Raw genomic sequence first — 18217 nt, forward strand, 5'->3', positions numbered from 1 at the left:
CTCTGCGCTTATTTCGCCAGACCGAAGGCTTTCGCCTGCTCACGGTAATCCGTGACCTGCTTTTTCACGTATTCGTCGAGCTGCTTACCGCTCATGTTGAATTCAAACAGGCCGCGCAGATCGCGCTGCTTTTTAAACTCATCGGTCTGCTGGAGTTTGTTAAAGGCATCAACCCACCACTGATACTCGGCGTCGCTGACTTTTGGTCCAACGTAGAAGCCACGAATGATGGGCCACACGAGGTCGTAACCCTGCTCTTTGGCGGTTGGTACGTTAGCTAACTGGCCCGGCAAACGTTCATCAGAGAACACGGCGAGCACGCGGATTTTGTCGCCGCTAAGATAAGGCACCATCTCGCTGAGATCGCCGGAAACCACCTGTACGTGATTCCCCATCAGCGCGGTGACCGGTTCGCCGCCGCCCTCAAAGGCCACATAGCGCATCTTATGTGGATCGACGTTGGCTTTTTGCGCCAGCAGCGCCGACTTCATCCAGTCCTGACTACCGATAGAGGCGCCTGCGCCAATGACCACGCTGTTAGGATCTTTCTCCATTGCCGTCAGCAGATCTTTCAGCGTTTTCCAGGGTGAGTCCTGGCGTACGGCAATCATGCCGTAGTCAGTGCCGACGCTTGCCAGCCAGCGGACATCATCAACGCCGTAGCGACCAAACTTCCCTTGTGACAGGTTAAGCAGCGAGCCGCCGGAGAATGCCACTACGGTACCCGCTTCAGCCGGACGTTGCGCGACGATCGCGTTATAGGCCACGGCGCCAACGCCACCGGGCATGTAGGTAACGCGCATCGGTTTTTCGATAGCGCCGGTTTCCATCATGCTCACTTGAATCAACTTACAGGTGAGATCGAAACCACCGCCAGGTTTAGCAGGGGCGATACATTCTGTGCGCGATGGCGCTTGTTCCGCCAGAACAGAGGTACTCATCAGTAAAATGCTTGCAGTAAGGGTACGAAGTAACTGTTTTTTCATTGTTTATCCTCACGCCGGAAAACCGGATTTTCGGGTACGGAAGAAGATTTTTGTGATTATGTGAGCCGATGTGTAGCAGTTCGGTTGCGTGATTGTTAAAACATTAACCTTTCAATTCCCTTTCAATGCGGCAGAAACTTTACAGGATGTGATATGCGTCTCTTATTAGCGGAAGATAACCGTGAGTTAGCTCACTGGCTGGAGAAAGCGCTGGTGCAAAACGGTTTTGCCGTCGACTGCGTTTTTGATGGCCTGGCGGCCGACCATCTTTTACATAGCGAAACGTACGCGCTGGCGGTGCTGGACATCAATATGCCGGGACTGGATGGTCTTGACGTCGTTCAGCGCCTGCGCAAACGCGGGCAGACGCTTCCTGTTCTGCTGCTGACGGCGCGCAGCGCGGTGGCCGATCGGGTGAAAGGATTGAACGTCGGGGCCGATGATTATCTGGCAAAACCGTTTGAAATCGAGGAGCTGGATGCGCGGCTGAGGGCTTTGCTACGCCGCAGCGCGGGGCAGGTGCAGGGCATACAGCAACTGGGTGAACTGGCGTTTCACGATGAGGGCTATTTTCTGTTGCAGGGGCAGCCGCTGGCGCTCACGCCGCGCGAACAGGCATTGCTGACGGTGCTGATGTACCGTCGATTGCGACCGGTTTCGCGTCAGCAGTTGTTTGAACAGGTCTTCAGTCTAAACGATGAGGTCAGCCCCGAAAGCATTGAATTGTACATCCATCGTCTGCGTAAAAAGCTACAGGGAAGCGATGTGCGCATCGCCACGCTGCGCGGACTGGGCTATGTACTGGAGCGTAGCGATGAAGTGGGTTAAACCCCAATCGTTGTACCTGCAACTGCTGATGTTTCTGGGTTTGCCGCTCATGTTGTTGTGGGGGCTGTCGGCATTTAACAGCTATGTCAGCGCGCTACAGGCGGCGACGCAGGCGTATGACCGGACGCTGCTCTCGTCTGCCAGAACCGTCTCCGAGCGACTGGTGGTGCACAACAAACAGTTGGAAGTGAATGTGCCGTGGGTAGTGCTGGACAGCTTTGAGCTGAATATGAACGACAGGTTGTATTACAAGGTGGTCGATCCGGCGGGGAAGGTTATCTCAGGTTATGACGATTTACCTGCGATGCCGCCTGCGACATCGCGTACGCGGCTTTATCCGGCGCTGGCGTGGTTTTATCACACTGAATATCGCGGGGAGGCAATTCGCGTGGCGCGTCTGCTGCAGCCCGTCAACGAGGGCGGTATTATCGGCATGGCCGAGATTTATGTCGCCGAAACGCTGCAATCGCGACGTTACCTGGCGCGACAGCTGCTGTTTTCCTCGTGGGTTTCGCAAGGGCTGCTGGTGCTGCTCACGCTGGTGCTGGTCGGCTGGCTGCTGCGTCGGGTGTTACGCCCGATGCGCCAGCTGTCATCGCTGATGGTGCGTCGCGAGCCTGGGCTGCTGACGCCGCTGCCAGAGCTGCTGCCGTGGTCGGAAACCCGTCTGTTGATTGTGGCATTCAACCGTTATCTGGACCGACTTCGCGGCCTGATCTCTCGCCAGGAGCGCTTCAGCGCGGATGCTTCCCATCAGCTTAAAACGCCGCTGGCGGTGCTAAAAACTCAGGCGGCGGTGGCCCTCGCCAGCCAGCAGCCGCAGCAATGGTATGAGAGTCTGCAAGCCATGAGCTCCACGCTGGACAACACCATTCAACTGACGGAAAGGCTGTTACAGTTGTCGGCTGTGAAGCGCAAAGAGCAAGGAGAAAGGCACTTCTCGCCGGTTAATTTGTATGAGGTGGTGCAAAGCAGTTGTTTCACGCGACTGGCGCAGGCGCGCAGTAAAGGGATCGATCTGGGCTATGAAGGGGAACAGGATGCGGTGTGGATTGAGGGCGATGAAGTCCTGCTTGGCGAACTGTGCGGGAATCTGCTGGATAACGCACTGAAATACACGCCGCCGCATGGTGTGGTAACCGCCCGTCTGCTGCGAAAAGGAGAGGCGGTGGTGCTGGTGGTTGAAGATAGTGGGCCGGGTATCGATGAGCAGATGGTGCACCAGGCGCTGCTACCGTTTCATCGCCTTGATAACGTCGGTAATGTCCCTGGCGCCGGGATAGGCCTGGCGCTGGTCAACGACATTGCTCGTCTGCACCGCACGCACCCTCAGCTATCACGGAGTGAAACATTAGGCGGGTTAAGCATACGACTGCGGTTTTTATGCCTGGTGCGAGACGCGCAGGACGATCAGCATCGTCCTGCGCCTGTTATTTAAAGGTCACCGTCGCATTGACAGGAATACTAAATGTGCCGGGTTGGGGAGGATTCTTCAGCCAGAACAGGGTTGCCATGAACTCTTTGCGTCGGCTGTCGCTCTGGTTGGTAAACGCGCTGCTGGCAAAATCGATACGGTTGCCGCTGATAATGTCCCCGGAGCCGGGGTGTGCAGCATCCTGGAGCGTAATGCCGATATCTGGCGTCCCCTGACCGGTAAAAACTGCGCCGCTGTTGCTCGTGGTGCCGGTAAACGTTACCGCGTAGTTGATACCGCGACATTCATGCTTCCCGGCGGCTTCTGCGGCAATAACGGCAAACTGTTTACTGTGGCTGTTATCTTTTCCCACTTTTGCTTCGGTAATGCTGATCCTGCCAAACTCGACGGTATCCGTTCCTTTGTCAGAGCTGATAGAGACGATCGGTTCGCAGTTGATATAACTGATGTTATTCAGGCCATTAAGCGCGGGGCCAAAGTTTTTTGCCGGATTGCTGGTGGAGCAGCTCGAACCGCAGGCGTTAATGCTGCCAATACCGTCGACGACGAAAACTTTGTTGATGGTGCGACCGGCCAGCGCAGGCAAAGGATCCGGGAGTTTTCCGGTAGCGACCAGACTAAGGTTAAAGGTGAAAGAAAATGTTTGCGAGCGCGCCTGGCAGTCACTGGTATGGCTGTGGTTATTACTCCTGCAGTAGTTGTCTGAACCTGCTCGGGGCAACGTTGCCTGATATTGGGTGGTGACGGCCTGGGCGCTTTGATCGTAGGGGCGACCATCAATGCTCACCACCAGTTTCATATTGGTTCCCTGCAGAAAATGCGCAAACTCATGATCAGGGTCGATGTAGATTCTGGCGGCTTCGCCGTGGGGCATATAGTCTGTGTCGCGGCAAGTGACGCTAACGGTTTGTGGATTGGACACCCAAACGGTGTCCCCAGCGGTGGTACTGTGGCTGATTTTAATGGGATCAACGTGTACGGAGACGCTGTTTGCTGTACAGGTAACCGCATAGCTTGCACTACTGAATATCGGCAAACAAAGCAGCACCACGAGTTTAACTATTTTTAACGGATTCATTGATTGCACCTTACGAGCCGACGCACTGGGCGGTAATTTGTGTATATCCGATTTTCTTCACCGGCTGGTTATGGTTATCCGGCATTTGAATAAAGCAGTGTTCATTTGCATGGGAGCCCCAGCGCACTTCCAGGCGAGAATTGTCTTCCACACCGCTGGCATACAGTGCGCCATGCATACCGACCAGACCGTGGCTACGACCTTTCGTATCTCGTACGTTCGCGCCGACCGGGGGGGCAATATTGCCGGGCATGACGGCATTGACCAGATAGTTGCGGCCGCTGAAGGTTTCAAACACCACTTTGCCGATGGCTTTCTCTGTTGGAACAATTTTTTTCTGTGCCTGCGGAATATCCAGCCCGGCACCAATATCAGCGGTATTCAGACTCACCACGTTGTAATGCCATGCGTCTGCGGCGGTAAGGACCGCATAGCCGTTACCGTCAATTGCCACGCCATTTTGTTGCTGGATATGGACACCGTCGGCATTTTTGGCCTCGACCAACACCATGGTATCGCCAGGAGAGTGCATGAGCGTCACGCCGCCTGCGTGCAGCATTGCCCCGCCGCTGATGCCCATATTCATATTCTGGTAGTTGCGTCCTGCGCTGTAGCCCCCCTGAACATTCATCTTGTCGCCTTGCCAGGCGGCGTTAACCCCGGCAGAGGAATCCTGTCGATCGGTGGTACTGCCCTGAACGCCCCAGCTCAGACGATCGTCAAATGCTGTATTGCTGTAGCTGGTGGAGTAGCTGTCGCCATTCTGCTGGCTATGCATGATGTTGGTGGAGACAAAGCCGCGGCTATCCATGAAATCGAATGGAATGGAAAGCGTCAGGTTGATACTGCGGTCCTGGTAGTCGTACTGGTTACGGGTATCCTGTACATAAACGCTCCAGTTGATTTTCCCCAGTGTATCGTTGTAACCCAGCTGTATCGTGCGGTCGTGACTCCCGTTGTGCCAGTAGTTTTGCTGGCTGGCACTGACGTAAAGAGAGGCGTTATCCCACAAACGCTGGTTAACAGAGACCTCAAAACGTTGGCGGCGATTATTGTAGTTAGTGGTGTAGTAATGCTTTTTGTTGTGCTCTTCGCCAGGAAAACGCAACTGTTGATTCGGGTCGTCATAGGCGATGTCGTAATAGCCCGAGGACCAACTGTTATGCTCGTTAATGGTGTCGCTAAAGCTGTAATAACCGGAGGTATTGTAGCGGTAGCCTACCAGACGGAAATCCGTACCGTACTGGTTCAGCGATTTGGAGTATAAGAAACGGTAACTTTGTCCTGTGGACGCATCTCCACTGGCAAGCTGCGCTCTGGCGGTAGTGATATCGAAAGAGATCGCGCCGAACTGGTGCAGATCCTGCGCGATCCCGGTGGCAATCGCATTATAGCTTTCTGCGGTCAGGAAACCACCGTACAACGTGGAGCCAAAGCTGAGACCATAACTCAATGTGCCTTGAACAAAGCGGGGTCGCCAACCGCCGCTGTAACCGTCGCGGTATTCCCCTGCCGTAAACTGAAAGCGGTTGTTACCTGCACGCAGCATGTTCGGGACCGCCGAATAAGGCACACTGAAATTACGCCGACTGCCATCGGCTTCAATAACGCTGACGTTCAGGTCGCCGCTTTGGTTGCTGGGGTTAATATCGTCAATGTCAAACGCGCCTGGCGCGACGTTTTTACTGTAAATCAGATAGCCATTTTGACGGATTTCTATTGTGGCATTGCTATTGGCGACGCCGCGAACGACTGGCGCAAAATCGCGTTGGCTATCAGGCAACATGTTTTCATCGCTGGTGAGCTGTGCCCCGGTAAACTGGATGCTGTCAAACACATCGTCGTCCGTATATGTTTGCCCGAAGCGCAAGCGGCTACGCAGCGCAATAATATTACGTTCCACCCACGTGGAAACCGCCTGCCATTGACGGCCTGAACCGCTGGCATAGCTGAAAGTAGACTGGTTACGAAAATGCCATCCCGCCAGGTTTATACCGTTGGCAAAACTGGCAAAAACAGAGTCATGATCCTGGCCCTGTTCAATCAGGTGCGTCGTATTGGCGTTGTAGCCGACAAAAGCGGCATTAATCCCATCGTCATAGGCCGATTCAGGCACGGCGTCATGCGCAGTCGAAAGCAGAAACGCTTCTGGCACTGAAATATCAATGCGCTGGTAGTTTGCATCTGCCGTCAGGCGACTGTTTGCGATCAGAGCCGTGAGCTCCACGCAGGTATCGGCGTTACCCTCGGGGATTTTAATCCCGTATTTGCGCAGATCGTCCGCGCTCAGGCAAGGTTGCGGCTTGCCTTGTGGTTGACGTCTTTTAAAGTCAACATTGCGCGTTTCGACGAAGCTATGGTCAAGATATATATCGTATTCAAACGTGCCTTCGCTAAGTCCGTCATTACGGGCTATTTGCACTACGGAGGTAATATTTTGCGTACCATGTACAAAACGGGTATTAAACTGCGGCGTGCTGCTGGCGTATGCAGGTATGCACACGGCCAGCGTTGACAGCGTAAAGAGGGTGTACCGTTGCGGGTGCTTATTTTTTTTCATCATGTGCAACCCTAACTTAATTGCAAGATACCGGGACGTTATTAACCGCGTTAGTGCCGCCGTAATCATCTACCCAGCTAAAACCGATATGGCTGACTTTTTGCTGTGACAACGCAAACGTGCGTTCGCCATGCGGATCAATCATGTCGGCATCAATGTTTTGGCCGTTAATATGTAATTGCGTCAGGGAGATATGTAACGGCGTCGCATTGACCGCCCGCAGAGTATGACCGTGGCACTGCCACTGTAATTTCTCAACGGCTTCAGGTAGCGTCATATTCAGCCCAACAGGGCGATAAAATAGTTTGATGCGAATACGCTGCGCCAGCTGTAAGGTATTTTCTTCATTCTCGATGGTGGGGATTTCCTGCACATTAATCCACACTACAGATTCAACATCCTCAGGAAAGCCGTTGCCCTGATAAATAGCTCGCAACACGGCTGATTTATGGCCGTCAAGTTTCAGGATCGGGGGCGTAATTAACATTGGCAGATTGGCAGGCGTCTCATCCGGATTACCATTATCCAGCCACGTCTGTACCATATATGGCTTGTCTGTATTATTGTTGACGTCAAACATCGCCGCTTTATCGTTCTCATTATAAATAACGCGCGTTTGACCCAAATTAATTGCGCTGTGAGCGGTGCTAACCACACACAGCAACAGGTAAAAGAATATTTTATTCATCAGGTGCACTTTCCAGGTTCAGGGAAGAGTGCCATCCATAGCAATCAACGTCCGTTATTTATAAATGACGGTGTAATTCATATCCGCAGTGATCGTGCCAGCCGCAGGCAGCGTTGCGCCAATTTGCTGATATTTGGCGACCAGATCGATTTGTGCATCGCCATTATGATCTGGTGTTAATATCACCTCATTACTACCTGAAGCGAAATTAAGGGCATGACCCGCTTGATCCACTTCGATGCCAACATCGGTGGCAGGAGTCGAACCACGAGTCGCTTGCAGAAGTGCTGCGTTACTGCCAGGGGTTTTACCGGTAAAGACCACCACATAGCCGCTTCCTCCAGTTACCCCACTACAGCCGCTAAATTGCAACGTAAACGGAGTATTACCGGTGCTAGAGCCCGCGCCGCTAAATAGCTGGCTGGTAACTTGTGGCAATGCCACTGTTTTACCTGGCTGGTTTGCTGTGCTCACCACGCAGGTACTGGCAACAATTTCACCGGTAAAATGGACCGTCGCGGTGGCTTTAGAACCTGTTGCGGCAGTGGTAACGTAATTCGCTGCTGCGCCAGCATTAGCGGCAAACAAAGCGACCAGTACACTGCTGGTAAGTGCAGTTTTCATCATCATAACTCCGTTAAATTTATTATTTACCCAGAAAAGTACTTGTCAGAGGCACAGATTCAGCTGGAGTTCATCAACGTCAAAAAATGATGTAGGACTTCATTTGAAAGAAATGATTAACGTGCGTAAATTGCTCAACAAGTAATCCGGCGCGGATATTATTTATTTGCGAAAAATAAGTAAACAAAATTTTTTGGCATGATTGAATGGCTTTGGAAGGTGTTTTTATATATATCTTAACAAAAGTGTATACATTGTTATCAATAATTCGTTGGGGCGATTTACGCTGCTTTTAACAAAATTTTAATGCTGTCATTTATTCTCTTCTCTTTATTTTAAATTGATGTGTTGGTAAGCGCTGTAAACTCTGATGTTAAAGGTGTGTTCATGCAGAATGTTGACATTAGTAATATGTAACACGCATTTTCTCAATGATTGGCTATCGTTTTAATTTAAGCCATGCTTGCCGCTTCTACTCATCGGAGTTGCTACAATTATTTAAACTAAATTTTTTTACTATTCGTTTTTTTTTTGAAATTTGAGCGTGAAAATGAAAGCAATCGCAGACTCTTCGTAAAATACCTTATTTATAATAAGGTTGCTAATCATTGCTTTGTAAATGTGTTACTAAGTTATTTTTATGGTGGGAATTATAAATACACTTATTGATTTCTTCTTGTCGCTCTCCAGGACTCTCATCACTGAGCGTAGTGCAACGAGGTTTGGACAAAGTATTGCTTTTTGTAAGGTTAACCCGTTGTCAGGCGCTCATCATGTGATTCTAGCCACTGGTAGCTTATGAATTGTGATCTGTCAATGACGTTTATGTTGCAATTAATCATGTTTTTTAAGGATGAAATTAAAAAATATTACCAATAAATAATCATCTAAATCATTGGGTTGCATTTGTATGGTGCGAAACCCATCACATTGTATTACATTGTTTTTTACATTTACTGACAGTGTGCCATTGCGTTTTTAAGACTTGTGATATAATTAGCAACATAAATGAGAAAAAAACAATTAAAGATCAATAAATAATGGGCTGAGATATGCTTAAAAAATCGCTAAAGATTAGCAGCCAGGGATATCCAGTCTTTTTAAAGCTGGTCGATTTCATTGTAATCAATGCGACGTTAATTTTTAGCGCCCATCTGTTAGGTCTGGCGCCATTTAACACCATTGCCATTCTGAGTATTCTCTTCTCAGTCTTTTTCTTACTGTTTGCTGAATACATTAAAATGTATCAACAAAAGATTAAGACGATCGGTTTACGTAATCAAAAACGTTTGGTTTTTTGTACACTACTGGCGATTTTTCTGAACGAACTGGTCAGCATGACGGTGGCTGAACCCGAGTCTCTCGGCTACTTAGACAAACTGCCTTCCCCCTTTTATTCAGCGATTATTTACTGGTACTTCATCCCATTACCTTTTCTTTATTACATTCGCTTTTTCATTTTTAAATATTCAACGAAAAAGAGTATGCGCGTGGCGATTATTGGTCTGACCGACAATGGCCTGGCGGCAGAAAACGCGTTAATGGATGAATACGCTAATATCACATTAGATCTGGCTTTTTATGATGAGCGCGCCTTATCCCGCTGTGGCGATATTGTCGATAAGGTTAAAAGCCCCTTTCGTGGGCCGGTGATCAATCTGGTTGAGGAAGCCCGGCAGGGAAATATAGACGAAATCTACATCGCTTTACCGATGGTAGCTTTACAACGCATTCGTCATTTTTTGGCGATGATGTCAGACACCACCGTAGATACGTATATTGTTCCTGACTTCTACACCTACAGTAACAACATGTCCAAGCTGCGCTCCATTCACAACCTGCAAACTATTGGCATTTTTAGTTCGCCGTTTGAAGGGGCGGGTTCGTTTATCAAGCGGGCGGAAGATTTGGTGCTTGGCAGCATCATTATGGTGATGATTTCTTCGCTGATGTTGGCCATTGCCATTGGAATCAAACTCACTTCCCGCGGGCCAGTCTTTTTCAAACAAGACCGGTATGGTCTTAGCGGGCAAAAAATTAAGGTCTGGAAGTTTCGCTCGATGCGCGTTATGGAGAACGCCGATACGGTTATTCAGGCCACTAAAAACGATCCGCGGGTAACCAAATTCGGTAGTTTCTTACGCCGCACCTCACTGGATGAACTACCGCAATTTATCAATGTATTGCAGGGAAGTATGTCGATTGTCGGTCCCAGACCTCATGCGGTTACGCATAATGAGCAGTACCGTAAACAGGTCGAAAATTACATGATCCGCCATAAAGTTAAGCCTGGGATCACCGGGCTTGCGCAGATCAACGGTTTCCGCGGGGAAATCGATGCGCTTTATAAGATGGAAAAAAGGGTTCAGTACGATATTGAGTACATTCAAAACTGGTCTTTATGGTTGGATATAAAAATTATTATTAAAACTATTTTTAAAGGATTTATCGGTAAGAATGCATACTAAATTACTCGTGATTACCGGAATCGTGATATCGCAGCCCGTATGGGCTGATTTAACACCGAAATCACACATTGGCTTTGCGGGGATCGACTTCCAGGGCAAGGTCGCTGTGGACTATGGTTATAATGATAACGTGTCTTATCAGCCACATAGCAGAGATGCTATCGGTTCCTCGTTTCAGAGCGCAGCGCCCGTTTTGAGTATGATCGGAGAGCGCGGTCAGGATAAGTATTTACTGATGTACTCCGGTGATTATCGTAACTACTCAAGCGATTCCGCTGATAACTATAACGATCATTTTTTCCGTTTTAACGGTGCCTGGCGCTATGGGCTCAAGCACGGCTTAACACTCAATCTGGAGGATACGCTTGGGCACGAATCCCGCGGTCGAGGGATCACTGAGGGGGTTCTACCGGGTCAATTCGAGCAGTATGGGATTAAATCTCCGCTGACGACGAATTTTATTAACAGTGAATTGCGCTACAGCTTTGGCGCGCCGGATGGGCGCGGGAAAGCGGAACTGGCGTTGTTATACAAAAAACTGACGTTCGGCAATACGTCTGACGCCCAGGAGAGTAGTGAAGATTTCTACAATTACATTCAGGAACAGGAATGGCACGAAAATAGCCTGGTGGCAGAAATTTTTGACCAATACACATCCAGAACGCGTTTTCGCTATAGCTTTATTACTAACCAGCGTCACTATGATAACAACTCAGAAAAAGACACTAATGAGTATTATTTACTGTATGGCCTGAAGTCACAGTTGACGGGAAAAACCAATGTCGACATGAATATTTCATGGTTGTACAAGACATTTGAAAACAACGCAAACTCGCATGATTTTAATGGTCTAAACTGGGATGTAAAAGGGGAGTGGAAGCCGTTACAACAGTCTGTTTTCACGGTGCACTCAGCGCAAAGCATTAAAGACCCATCGGAAGTTGGGGGATATATTTTAGTCACCCAGTATGGTCTTTCTTACCAGCACTTCTGGTTAGGCAACCGTTTCTCTACCTTGCTGGATTACTCATACACTTCAGAAGACTATAAAAAACAGAATAAAGATCGGCATGATAAAGATGGGGTATTTAGCGTAACCATGAGCTATGACTACACACCGTCGGTCAATTTTGAGATTAAATATCAAATAGATACGTTGAATTCGAATAAGGATACTGATTCGTTTTATATCGGTCCCAACGACAATCAGGAAGTCATCAGAACGTTGGGTTATGATAATTCTATGATTATGCTTAAAGCTAAGGTTCAGATCTAAAATGAAAATAATAGAACTGTGCGCGGTTTTGCTATTCAGTATCCTGATGGTCGGATGCACAACGTCCAGCCCGAGATTAATGGACGATCCTGCTACTGTTCAGCAGGATTACCGACTTGGGGCAGGGGATACTGTCAATATCGCTGTTCATGGTCAACCCGATATGACGATGCGGTTTATTTTGGATAAGAGTGGGGAGATTAATTTCCCGTTTGTTGGTGCTCTTATATTAAAAGATAAAACTGTTGAGCAGGTGACTAACGAATTAACTCAACGCCTGACTGGAGATTATTTTACTACTCCGATGGTGACGGTGAGTATTGCCGAGTTCCGTAAATACTATGTTTCTGGCGAGGTGAAAAGTCCGAATGGATTCGCTTATGAGCCAGGACTTACCGTCGAGAAATCTATTGCGCAGGCGGGGGGATTTACAGATCGTGCTGACCGTCAAGATATCAACATTCGCCTGTCAGGTAGCAATCAGCTGCTTGAGAATGTTGATTTAACGCACTCTGTTCATCCTGGGGATGTCGTGATTATTGGCATGGGGTTCTTCTGACGATGAAACTATCAATAGTGGAAAACGGCAAAAAACGAGAAAGCACTGTTGAATTCTCCCGCTTTGCCAAAGCGCTGAAAAAGAACGCCTGGAAAATCGCGCTGGCCGGTATCGTTGCCGGGGTCGTGGCTTATCCGTTAATCAGCATGATGTCCTCAAAGTATGTATCAACGGCGACGGTGCTGATTAAGGCGCAGGCCGATAACGTTTCTCCGTTCCCACAGGTTGATGGTTTCGATTCAACGCGCAGTGGTTACTACGAAACGCAATATGCGTTGATGCATTCACGAATTGTGCTCGAGCAAGCCGTTCGCGATATGAAGCTGGATGAAAACCCGGCATTTACCGGGGAAAAAGCCGATGCTCAGGGCGCTGATAGCAGTGAAAGTCGGCAACTGAGAATGGAGCTGGCGCTGAAAACGTTGTCGAAAAACCTGAATGTCATCGGTATTCGGACAACGAACCTCGCCTCTATTACCTATGAATCGACTTCGCCCCAGGTTGCGGCTGATATCGCCAACGGCGTCGCGCAGGCTTTCATCAACTATACGCTGGAGCAAAAGCGTCAGAAAGTAGAGAAAGCCCGCGAACTGAATTATGAAAAAATGGAAGAGATTCAGAAGTCGATAGCGAAGCAAAAAGAAGAGATGGAAAGCTATCTGAAAAATGCCGGGCTGTTGACCTTTCGCGGTATAGATGGTTTTGAAACCGAGCAGTTAAGTATCGTGACCAATCGTCTGGCCGACGCGACCCAACGTCGTGTTGCCGCTGAATCCGTTTATAACGAAGTGAATGGAGCTGGGAAGTCCGCCGAGAGCGTTATCTCGCTGCCTTCGGTCTCTAACCACGCTCAGATTCAGGATCTGCGCATTGCGTTGATTCAGGCGCAGCGTACGTTGTCTGAACTGCGCAAAGTTTATGGGCCAAAAAACCCCGCCATTTTAAAAGCAGAGGCCGATGTTCAGTCGATCCAAAGCCAAACCGGACGGGTGTTGGGTGAGCTGAAAGTCGGCTTACGTCAGCAATATCTGGCGGCGCTGGCGGATGAAAAGAACTATCAGCAACAGGTGGAACAGCAGAAAGAGATCTTCCAGAAAATGGCGTCAAAACGGGATGCCTGGAACGGCCAAAAACTGTCGTTAGATAAAATGGAAGACCTGTATAAATCGCTCTATCAGCGTACTCAGGAGTTGTCGCTGTCCGGCGTGAATGCCGATGCGGTGTTATACGATCCCGCAGTTCCTGCATTAAAACCGGCGAAGCCGAATAAATCACTGCTGTTGGTGATGGTGGTCATGCTGGTGGTTGTGTTCAGCATCATGTATTTCATTGTCAAAGCGGCGATGGATAACTCAATCGCTAGCCTGAGTCGCATGAAAAAGCGCCTCAACGTTACCCCGCTGGGCGAAATCCGTCGTTTTAGTGGAACCTCAGGGCGTGCGCAAGTGCGGGACATGATCCTGAAGAACCCGCTGAATGCCGATATTGTGCACGGTATCCGTACCCGGATTATGCTGGATAATCGTCCATTACAGACGCTCGCCGTGGCATCGACGGAACACGGTGATGGGCGTTCTTTGTTGGCGAATCTGTTAGCGAACTCCTTTAGTTTTGACCAGAAAACGCTGCTTATTGATGCAGATTTCTTTAATACGGGCGGGCTTTCTTCTGAACTGGCATCAGCCACATCCGCAGGCCTGGCTGAGCTGCTGCGCGGAGAGACTCAGCTGGAACAGGCGCGGATCACGCTCAGTGATAATCTCGACTTTATTGCGCACGGCAAGAGCACCATCTCTTCTTTACTGATGTTGTCGTCGGAGCACGTTGAACCCTTAATGCGCGAACTGAAATCGCATTATCAGCGCATCATTATTGATGTTGCTGCTGTGAATCAGAGTCAGGATGTTCAACTGATCAAACGTGCCGTCGATGGGGTTGTTTTCATTGTGAAAGCCGGGGTGGGGTCGGCGGTACACATCGCCAGCGCACTGGATAAGATTGAGGAAAATAACGGCGTGGTGATTGGCGCGGTACTCAATGCGGTTGAAGAAAAAGATCTTGAAACCCAGGAGGGTCTGCGTTCACTTAACTTCAGTACCGATCAACTGATGACGACGCCAGGCCGGGTATGAGTCTACTGAAGAGCGCTTCCACGATAGCTGGTTCATCAGTCATCTCGCAGTTGATTGGTGCGCTGTCTATCTGGTTGATTTCGCACAAGTATGATATGGCTGAGGTGGGGCTTTACGCGCTCAATTACAGCATCGCCGTGGTGGGCGCGCAGGTGTGTACCTTTGCATCGCAGCTTTTAATTCCAAAACAGCACGACGACGAACTGGTACAGAACGTCGTATTTTGCCTGATCCAAAGCACGATCATTGCCTTACCGTACGCCGTACTGTCAGCGTGGCTGTTTCACCAGAACATCCTGTTCCTCTATTTGCTGACGCTGGCGACGGCGTGGGTTTTAATCTCGGAAAACCTGTCGCTGCGCACGGCCAATTTTCGTTTTCTGATTTTCCAGCGCATCTCTGTCTCTGTGGTGGTATTACTTTCGGTTCTGGTTACGCATCAGGTGCAACTGTTTTATTGGTCATGGGCCTGCGCGACGATGGTGCTGACCATAAGCTGTATTTTGCATTCGTTTGATATTCGCTCTGTGGCGGCCAGACATTTGCGACCTGCCAGTAACTGGCATTTTTTCAAACAAAATATCCATCACATTACCAAAGTCGGTAGTGCGGAAGTGCTGGCGATGGCCAGCAGTAATTTGCCGATTATGTTGATTAACTTTTGGTTCTCGGCGCTGACGGCAGGTTATTTTTCCGTGGTTAGCCGCTTTTGCCTGGCGCCGGTGGTGATCATCGGCAACGCAGTGCGCAATACTATTTTTTCCAAGTGGTCTATCGACTTCAGAAATAACACCTTTAATTATCAGGAATATACCAGGGTGCGGATGCTACTGTTGGTTCTGGGGGTTATCTGTACTCTCGGGGTGTTTATTTTCTATCCAATAGTGATGCGTCTGGGCTTTAGCGAAGACTGGATTAACTCCATTGAAACGTCGCGCTACATGTTGCCCTATTTATTCCCGGCGCTGGCGATAAGCCCTCTGACGGTGATTGAGCTTATTTTTGGTTCCCACCGCTATTTTCTGCGTATCCAACTGGAACAGCTGGCGATTGTGTTATTCGCATTTGTCGTCATTCCCTATTTTCATAAAGATTATGCCACGTCGGTTATCCTGTTTTCTTCACTGACATTTATTCGCTACGCCTTCATTTATCTGAAAATGAATAAGCGAGCCAATCTTCTGAAAGATAAGCCGGTGATACTATGACGCTGAATACCGGATACTATTTACAGGTTTTTAGCTTTGTCACGCTGATCCTGTGTGGCCTGGTGCAATACTTTACCGGCATGCAGTCGGTGCTGTGGATCCCCTTTTTCCTGACCCTGTTGATGGTGGGATTATTGGTGATGCAGACGCGTGATGGCTCGCTGCAGCTGGATGCGCAGGAGACGATTGTCCTGGCGTTGTATTTTTCGTTCCTGATACTGGCCGGAACATCGACGCTGATTCAGGGCGGGATCACCGTCGCGATTGTGGCATTTAAAAATGAAATCGCATTGTCACTGGTGATGATCTGTTTGCTGCTGGGATTTTGCCGGGAGTCGCAGATTTACCGTGCAACGCGCTATCTGTACTGGGTGTTTTACGCGCAAATCCCGGTAATGATTTATCAGGTTTTACTGGTCGTTCCCCAGCGCGTTGCGGTGCGTGGCGAAGATGAGAAATGGGACTCCGTGGTTGGTACGTTTGGCGGTGACCCCATGGGGGGCGGTAACACTGCTGCGATGGGCCTGTTTTGCCTGTTGATTATGTTGTTAAAAGTCTCTGAGTATAAGCACGGATTGACCACGTTCAAGTCCATGGCGTTGCACATTGTTCTTGGGATCGGGCTATGTATTATTGGTGAAGTGAAGTTCGTTATTCTGCTGTCACCTCTGTTCCTCGCGTGGGTGTGGATCTCACCGAGCTACGTCAAAGACGTCAGTAAGGTTAATCTGAAAACGCTGTTGGTTATTGTGGCGGGCATGCTGCTGCTTATTAGCCTGTCGATAGTGATCCTCGCGTACTATTATTCTTCCGCGTTTGGCGGCGATCCGTCGAAAAGTTCGTTAAGCATTTTCATCGACTCCTTAAGCTATATTTTTGACCCGAACTACATCATGTCTACGGGGGAGTTAGGGCGCTTTACGACGTTCCTGTTCTGGTTGAAAAATAACGATCTGTGGGGGCTTTCAGGAACGTTATTTGGTTATGGGCTCAACGCCACAAACAGCGGGAGTACGGTGTCGCCGGGCTTTTTGAATATCATTTATAACTTAATTCTCGACTCGACTTCCCTGAGTATGCTGCTGTGGGAAGTCGGGGTGATCGGCACGTTACTTTTTATTAGCTTATTCATTTATATCCTGAAAGTTTGTCAGCCAAAGCCATTACTGACGCTTGAACAACTGGACCAGCAGGATCTTCAGTTGCTGAGCTTTGCACCGGCGTTTAACGCTTTTGCTATCAGTTGCTTAATTAGCTTACCTTACAGCCAGATACTGATGATTACACCGATGTTACAATTCCTGTTCTATTTATCACTAGGATCAAGTTTAGTGATTCGTCGAACCGTCCTTCGCTGTGTAGGGTAATTGTATGGACCAAAAACCGTTTATTTCAGTGAGTATTAAAACACTCAATGAATCTGAATGTATTGAGAAAACGATAGACAGTATCCGCAGGCAGCTTGTTGATTATCCACATAAAATTATAGTGGCAGATAGCCTGTCAACGGATAACACCCAACAGCTTGCGATCGATAAAGGGGTGACCGTGGTCTCTTTAACTGACCCAGGCGATCGCTGCTGCGGCGTCGGGCATCAGTTAGGTTATCTGTATAGTGAAGGGGAATATCTGTTGCTGATGGACGGCGACATGGAGCTGGAAGAGGGCTTTGTGGATCAGGCTGTCGCTTTTTTGCAGGCTGAGCCGGAATATGCAGGTGTCGCGGGAACCGTTGAAATGGACGATGCCGTTAACTATGAATTTAAATCGCGTAAGCAGCGTATTAGTAAAATCTATCCGCTTGGAGATAGCGACCATTTAGGCGGTGGTGGGTTATATCGCCGCTCTGCGATTGAGAAAATTGGTTATCTCACCAACCGTAATTTGCACGCTTATGAAGAAGCTGAACTTGGCCTGCGTTTGCTCGATGCGGGTTATAAACTACGCCGTCTGAATATTCCGTATTTTATTCATACTTCGCATACCATGCCGACCTTTCAGATGCTGAAGCACCGCTGGAAAAGTGGATACTATCAGGCACCGGGCGAGCTTTTACGTTGTGCGTGGGGAAAACCTTATTTCGGCAAAGCGTTAAAAATGGTTAAGAACGAGGCGATTTTTTCTGTGTATCTGATTGCCTTGTTTATTGCGGCGGTGACCTTCAATCTCGAACTTTTCGATATTGCATTTCTACCCTTGCTAGCCTTTATTATCTTGAAAACCGTGCAGAATCGATCGTTATTGAACGGATTGCAGAGCGTAATGAACCTGGCCGTGCTTTCTGCGGGACTTGTTAAAGGGTTGACTAAACCAGTACGCGATCCGTTGACTCCGCCTGACAGTAAAATCATTCATGAATAACTAAGGCTGGCGCA

The 18217-nt window shown here is 48.9% G+C and carries 14 protein-coding genes; 9 read left to right on the plus strand and 5 right to left on the minus strand.

Translation table 11 applies throughout. The features are described 5' to 3' along the window. Positions 1-8: 8 nt before the first annotated feature. Positions 9-986: a tripartite tricarboxylate transporter substrate binding protein gene (locus tag HVZ52_RS05305; protein ID WP_080859118.1), complete on the minus strand. Its 978-nt coding sequence runs from the start codon at positions 984-986 to the stop codon at positions 9-11. A gap of 153 nt (positions 987-1139) precedes the next feature. Here HVZ52_RS05305 and tctD point away from each other — a divergent pair, with 153 nt between their 5' ends. Together tctD and HVZ52_RS05315 are read left to right on the plus strand one after the other, a co-directional pair. Next, positions 1140-1814, plus strand: a complete 675-nt coding sequence (tctD, locus tag HVZ52_RS05310; RefSeq protein ID WP_016157281.1) for a transcriptional regulator TctD — start codon at positions 1140-1142, stop codon at positions 1812-1814. Further along, positions 1801-3252: a sensor histidine kinase gene (locus tag HVZ52_RS05315; protein WP_181598959.1), complete on the plus strand. Its 1452-nt coding sequence runs from the start codon at positions 1801-1803 to the stop codon at positions 3250-3252. Before tctD ends, HVZ52_RS05315 begins: the two co-directional genes overlap by 14 nt. Here HVZ52_RS05315 and HVZ52_RS05320 read toward each other — a convergent pair. Genes HVZ52_RS05320 through HVZ52_RS05335 form a run of 4 tightly spaced genes read right to left on the minus strand, consistent with a single transcriptional unit; the run spans position 3245 to position 8205 of the window. Then, positions 3245-4327: a fimbrial protein gene (locus HVZ52_RS05320; protein ID WP_181598960.1), complete on the minus strand. Its 1083-nt coding sequence runs from the start codon at positions 4325-4327 to the stop codon at positions 3245-3247. The two genes, HVZ52_RS05315 and HVZ52_RS05320, sit on opposite strands and share 8 nt — an antisense overlap. A 10-nt stretch (positions 4328-4337) precedes the next feature. Next, entirely contained in the window at positions 4338-6890 is a 2553-nt protein-coding gene (locus HVZ52_RS05325) for a fimbria/pilus outer membrane usher protein (protein ID WP_049270964.1), read from the minus strand. A gap of 13 nt (positions 6891-6903) precedes the next feature. Continuing rightward, entirely contained in the window at positions 6904-7575 is a 672-nt protein-coding gene (locus HVZ52_RS05330; protein ID WP_049043329.1) for a molecular chaperone, read from the minus strand. A gap of 54 nt (positions 7576-7629) precedes the next feature. Beyond that, a complete protein-coding gene (locus tag HVZ52_RS05335; protein WP_249417950.1) occupies positions 7630-8205 on the minus strand; it encodes a fimbrial protein in 576 nt (191 codons plus the stop codon). A 1046-nt stretch (positions 8206-9251) separates the two neighbouring features. Between HVZ52_RS05335 and HVZ52_RS05340 the strand changes: the two genes are divergently transcribed. From HVZ52_RS05340 to HVZ52_RS05370, 7 genes are read left to right on the plus strand one after another with little or no spacing between them, the layout of a single operon-like run. Further along, positions 9252-10667, plus strand: coding sequence for an undecaprenyl-phosphate glucose phosphotransferase (locus HVZ52_RS05340; RefSeq protein ID WP_047499487.1), 1416 nt, complete (start codon positions 9252-9254; stop codon positions 10665-10667). Further along, positions 10657-11943, plus strand: coding sequence for an outer membrane beta-barrel protein (locus tag HVZ52_RS05345; RefSeq protein WP_181598961.1), 1287 nt, complete (start codon positions 10657-10659; stop codon positions 11941-11943). Before HVZ52_RS05340 ends, HVZ52_RS05345 begins: the two co-directional genes overlap by 11 nt. A gap of 1 nt (position 11944) precedes the next feature. Next, positions 11945-12502 (plus strand): polysaccharide biosynthesis/export family protein, encoded by a 558-nt coding sequence (locus HVZ52_RS05350; protein WP_016154118.1) that lies wholly within the window; start codon positions 11945-11947, stop codon positions 12500-12502. 2 nt (positions 12503-12504) lie between these two features. Next, positions 12505-14634, plus strand: a complete 2130-nt coding sequence (locus tag HVZ52_RS05355) for a tyrosine-protein kinase domain-containing protein (protein ID WP_137367368.1) — start codon at positions 12505-12507, stop codon at positions 14632-14634. Further along, entirely contained in the window at positions 14631-15842 is a 1212-nt protein-coding gene (locus tag HVZ52_RS05360; RefSeq protein WP_181598962.1) for an oligosaccharide flippase family protein, read from the plus strand. The genes HVZ52_RS05355 and HVZ52_RS05360 overlap by 4 nt, the downstream gene beginning before the upstream one ends. Next, entirely contained in the window at positions 15839-17209 is a 1371-nt protein-coding gene (locus HVZ52_RS05365) for a hypothetical protein (protein WP_016154115.1), read from the plus strand. Before HVZ52_RS05360 ends, HVZ52_RS05365 begins: the two co-directional genes overlap by 4 nt. Before the next feature lie 4 nt (positions 17210-17213). After that, on the plus strand, positions 17214-18203 hold the full coding sequence (locus HVZ52_RS05370) for a glycosyltransferase (protein WP_016154114.1): 990 nt from the start codon (positions 17214-17216) through the stop codon (positions 18201-18203). Positions 18204-18217: the final 14 nt, after the last annotated feature.

The organism is Citrobacter sp. RHB36-C18 (assembly GCF_013814485.1).
GTDB lineage: Bacteria > Pseudomonadota > Gammaproteobacteria > Enterobacterales > Enterobacteriaceae > Citrobacter > Citrobacter braakii.

Coding starts and splice junctions, on each gene's coding strand:
- HVZ52_RS05320 (WP_181598960.1), bottom strand. CDS start 4,327: ATGAATCCGTTAAAAATAGTTAAACTCGTGGTGCTGCTTTGTTTGCCG.
- HVZ52_RS05340 (WP_047499487.1), top strand. CDS start 9,252: ATGCTTAAAAAATCGCTAAAGATTAGCAGCCAGGGATATCCAGTCTTT.
- HVZ52_RS05370 (WP_016154114.1), top strand. CDS start 17,214: ATGGACCAAAAACCGTTTATTTCAGTGAGTATTAAAACACTCAATGAA.
- HVZ52_RS05345 (WP_181598961.1), top strand. CDS start 10,657: ATGCATACTAAATTACTCGTGATTACCGGAATCGTGATATCGCAGCCC.
- tctD (WP_016157281.1), top strand. CDS start 1,140: ATGCGTCTCTTATTAGCGGAAGATAACCGTGAGTTAGCTCACTGGCTG.
- HVZ52_RS05305 (WP_080859118.1), bottom strand. CDS start 986: ATGAAAAAACAGTTACTTCGTACCCTTACTGCAAGCATTTTACTGATG.
- HVZ52_RS05335 (WP_249417950.1), bottom strand. CDS start 8,205: ATGATGATGAAAACTGCACTTACCAGCAGTGTACTGGTCGCTTTGTTT.
- HVZ52_RS05360 (WP_181598962.1), top strand. CDS start 14,631: ATGAGTCTACTGAAGAGCGCTTCCACGATAGCTGGTTCATCAGTCATC.
- HVZ52_RS05355 (WP_137367368.1), top strand. CDS start 12,505: ATGAAACTATCAATAGTGGAAAACGGCAAAAAACGAGAAAGCACTGTT.
- HVZ52_RS05365 (WP_016154115.1), top strand. CDS start 15,839: ATGACGCTGAATACCGGATACTATTTACAGGTTTTTAGCTTTGTCACG.
- HVZ52_RS05325 (WP_049270964.1), bottom strand. CDS start 6,890: ATGATGAAAAAAAATAAGCACCCGCAACGGTACACCCTCTTTACGCTG.
- HVZ52_RS05315 (WP_181598959.1), top strand. CDS start 1,801: ATGAAGTGGGTTAAACCCCAATCGTTGTACCTGCAACTGCTGATGTTT.
- HVZ52_RS05330 (WP_049043329.1), bottom strand. CDS start 7,575: ATGAATAAAATATTCTTTTACCTGTTGCTGTGTGTGGTTAGCACCGCT.
- HVZ52_RS05350 (WP_016154118.1), top strand. CDS start 11,945: ATGAAAATAATAGAACTGTGCGCGGTTTTGCTATTCAGTATCCTGATG.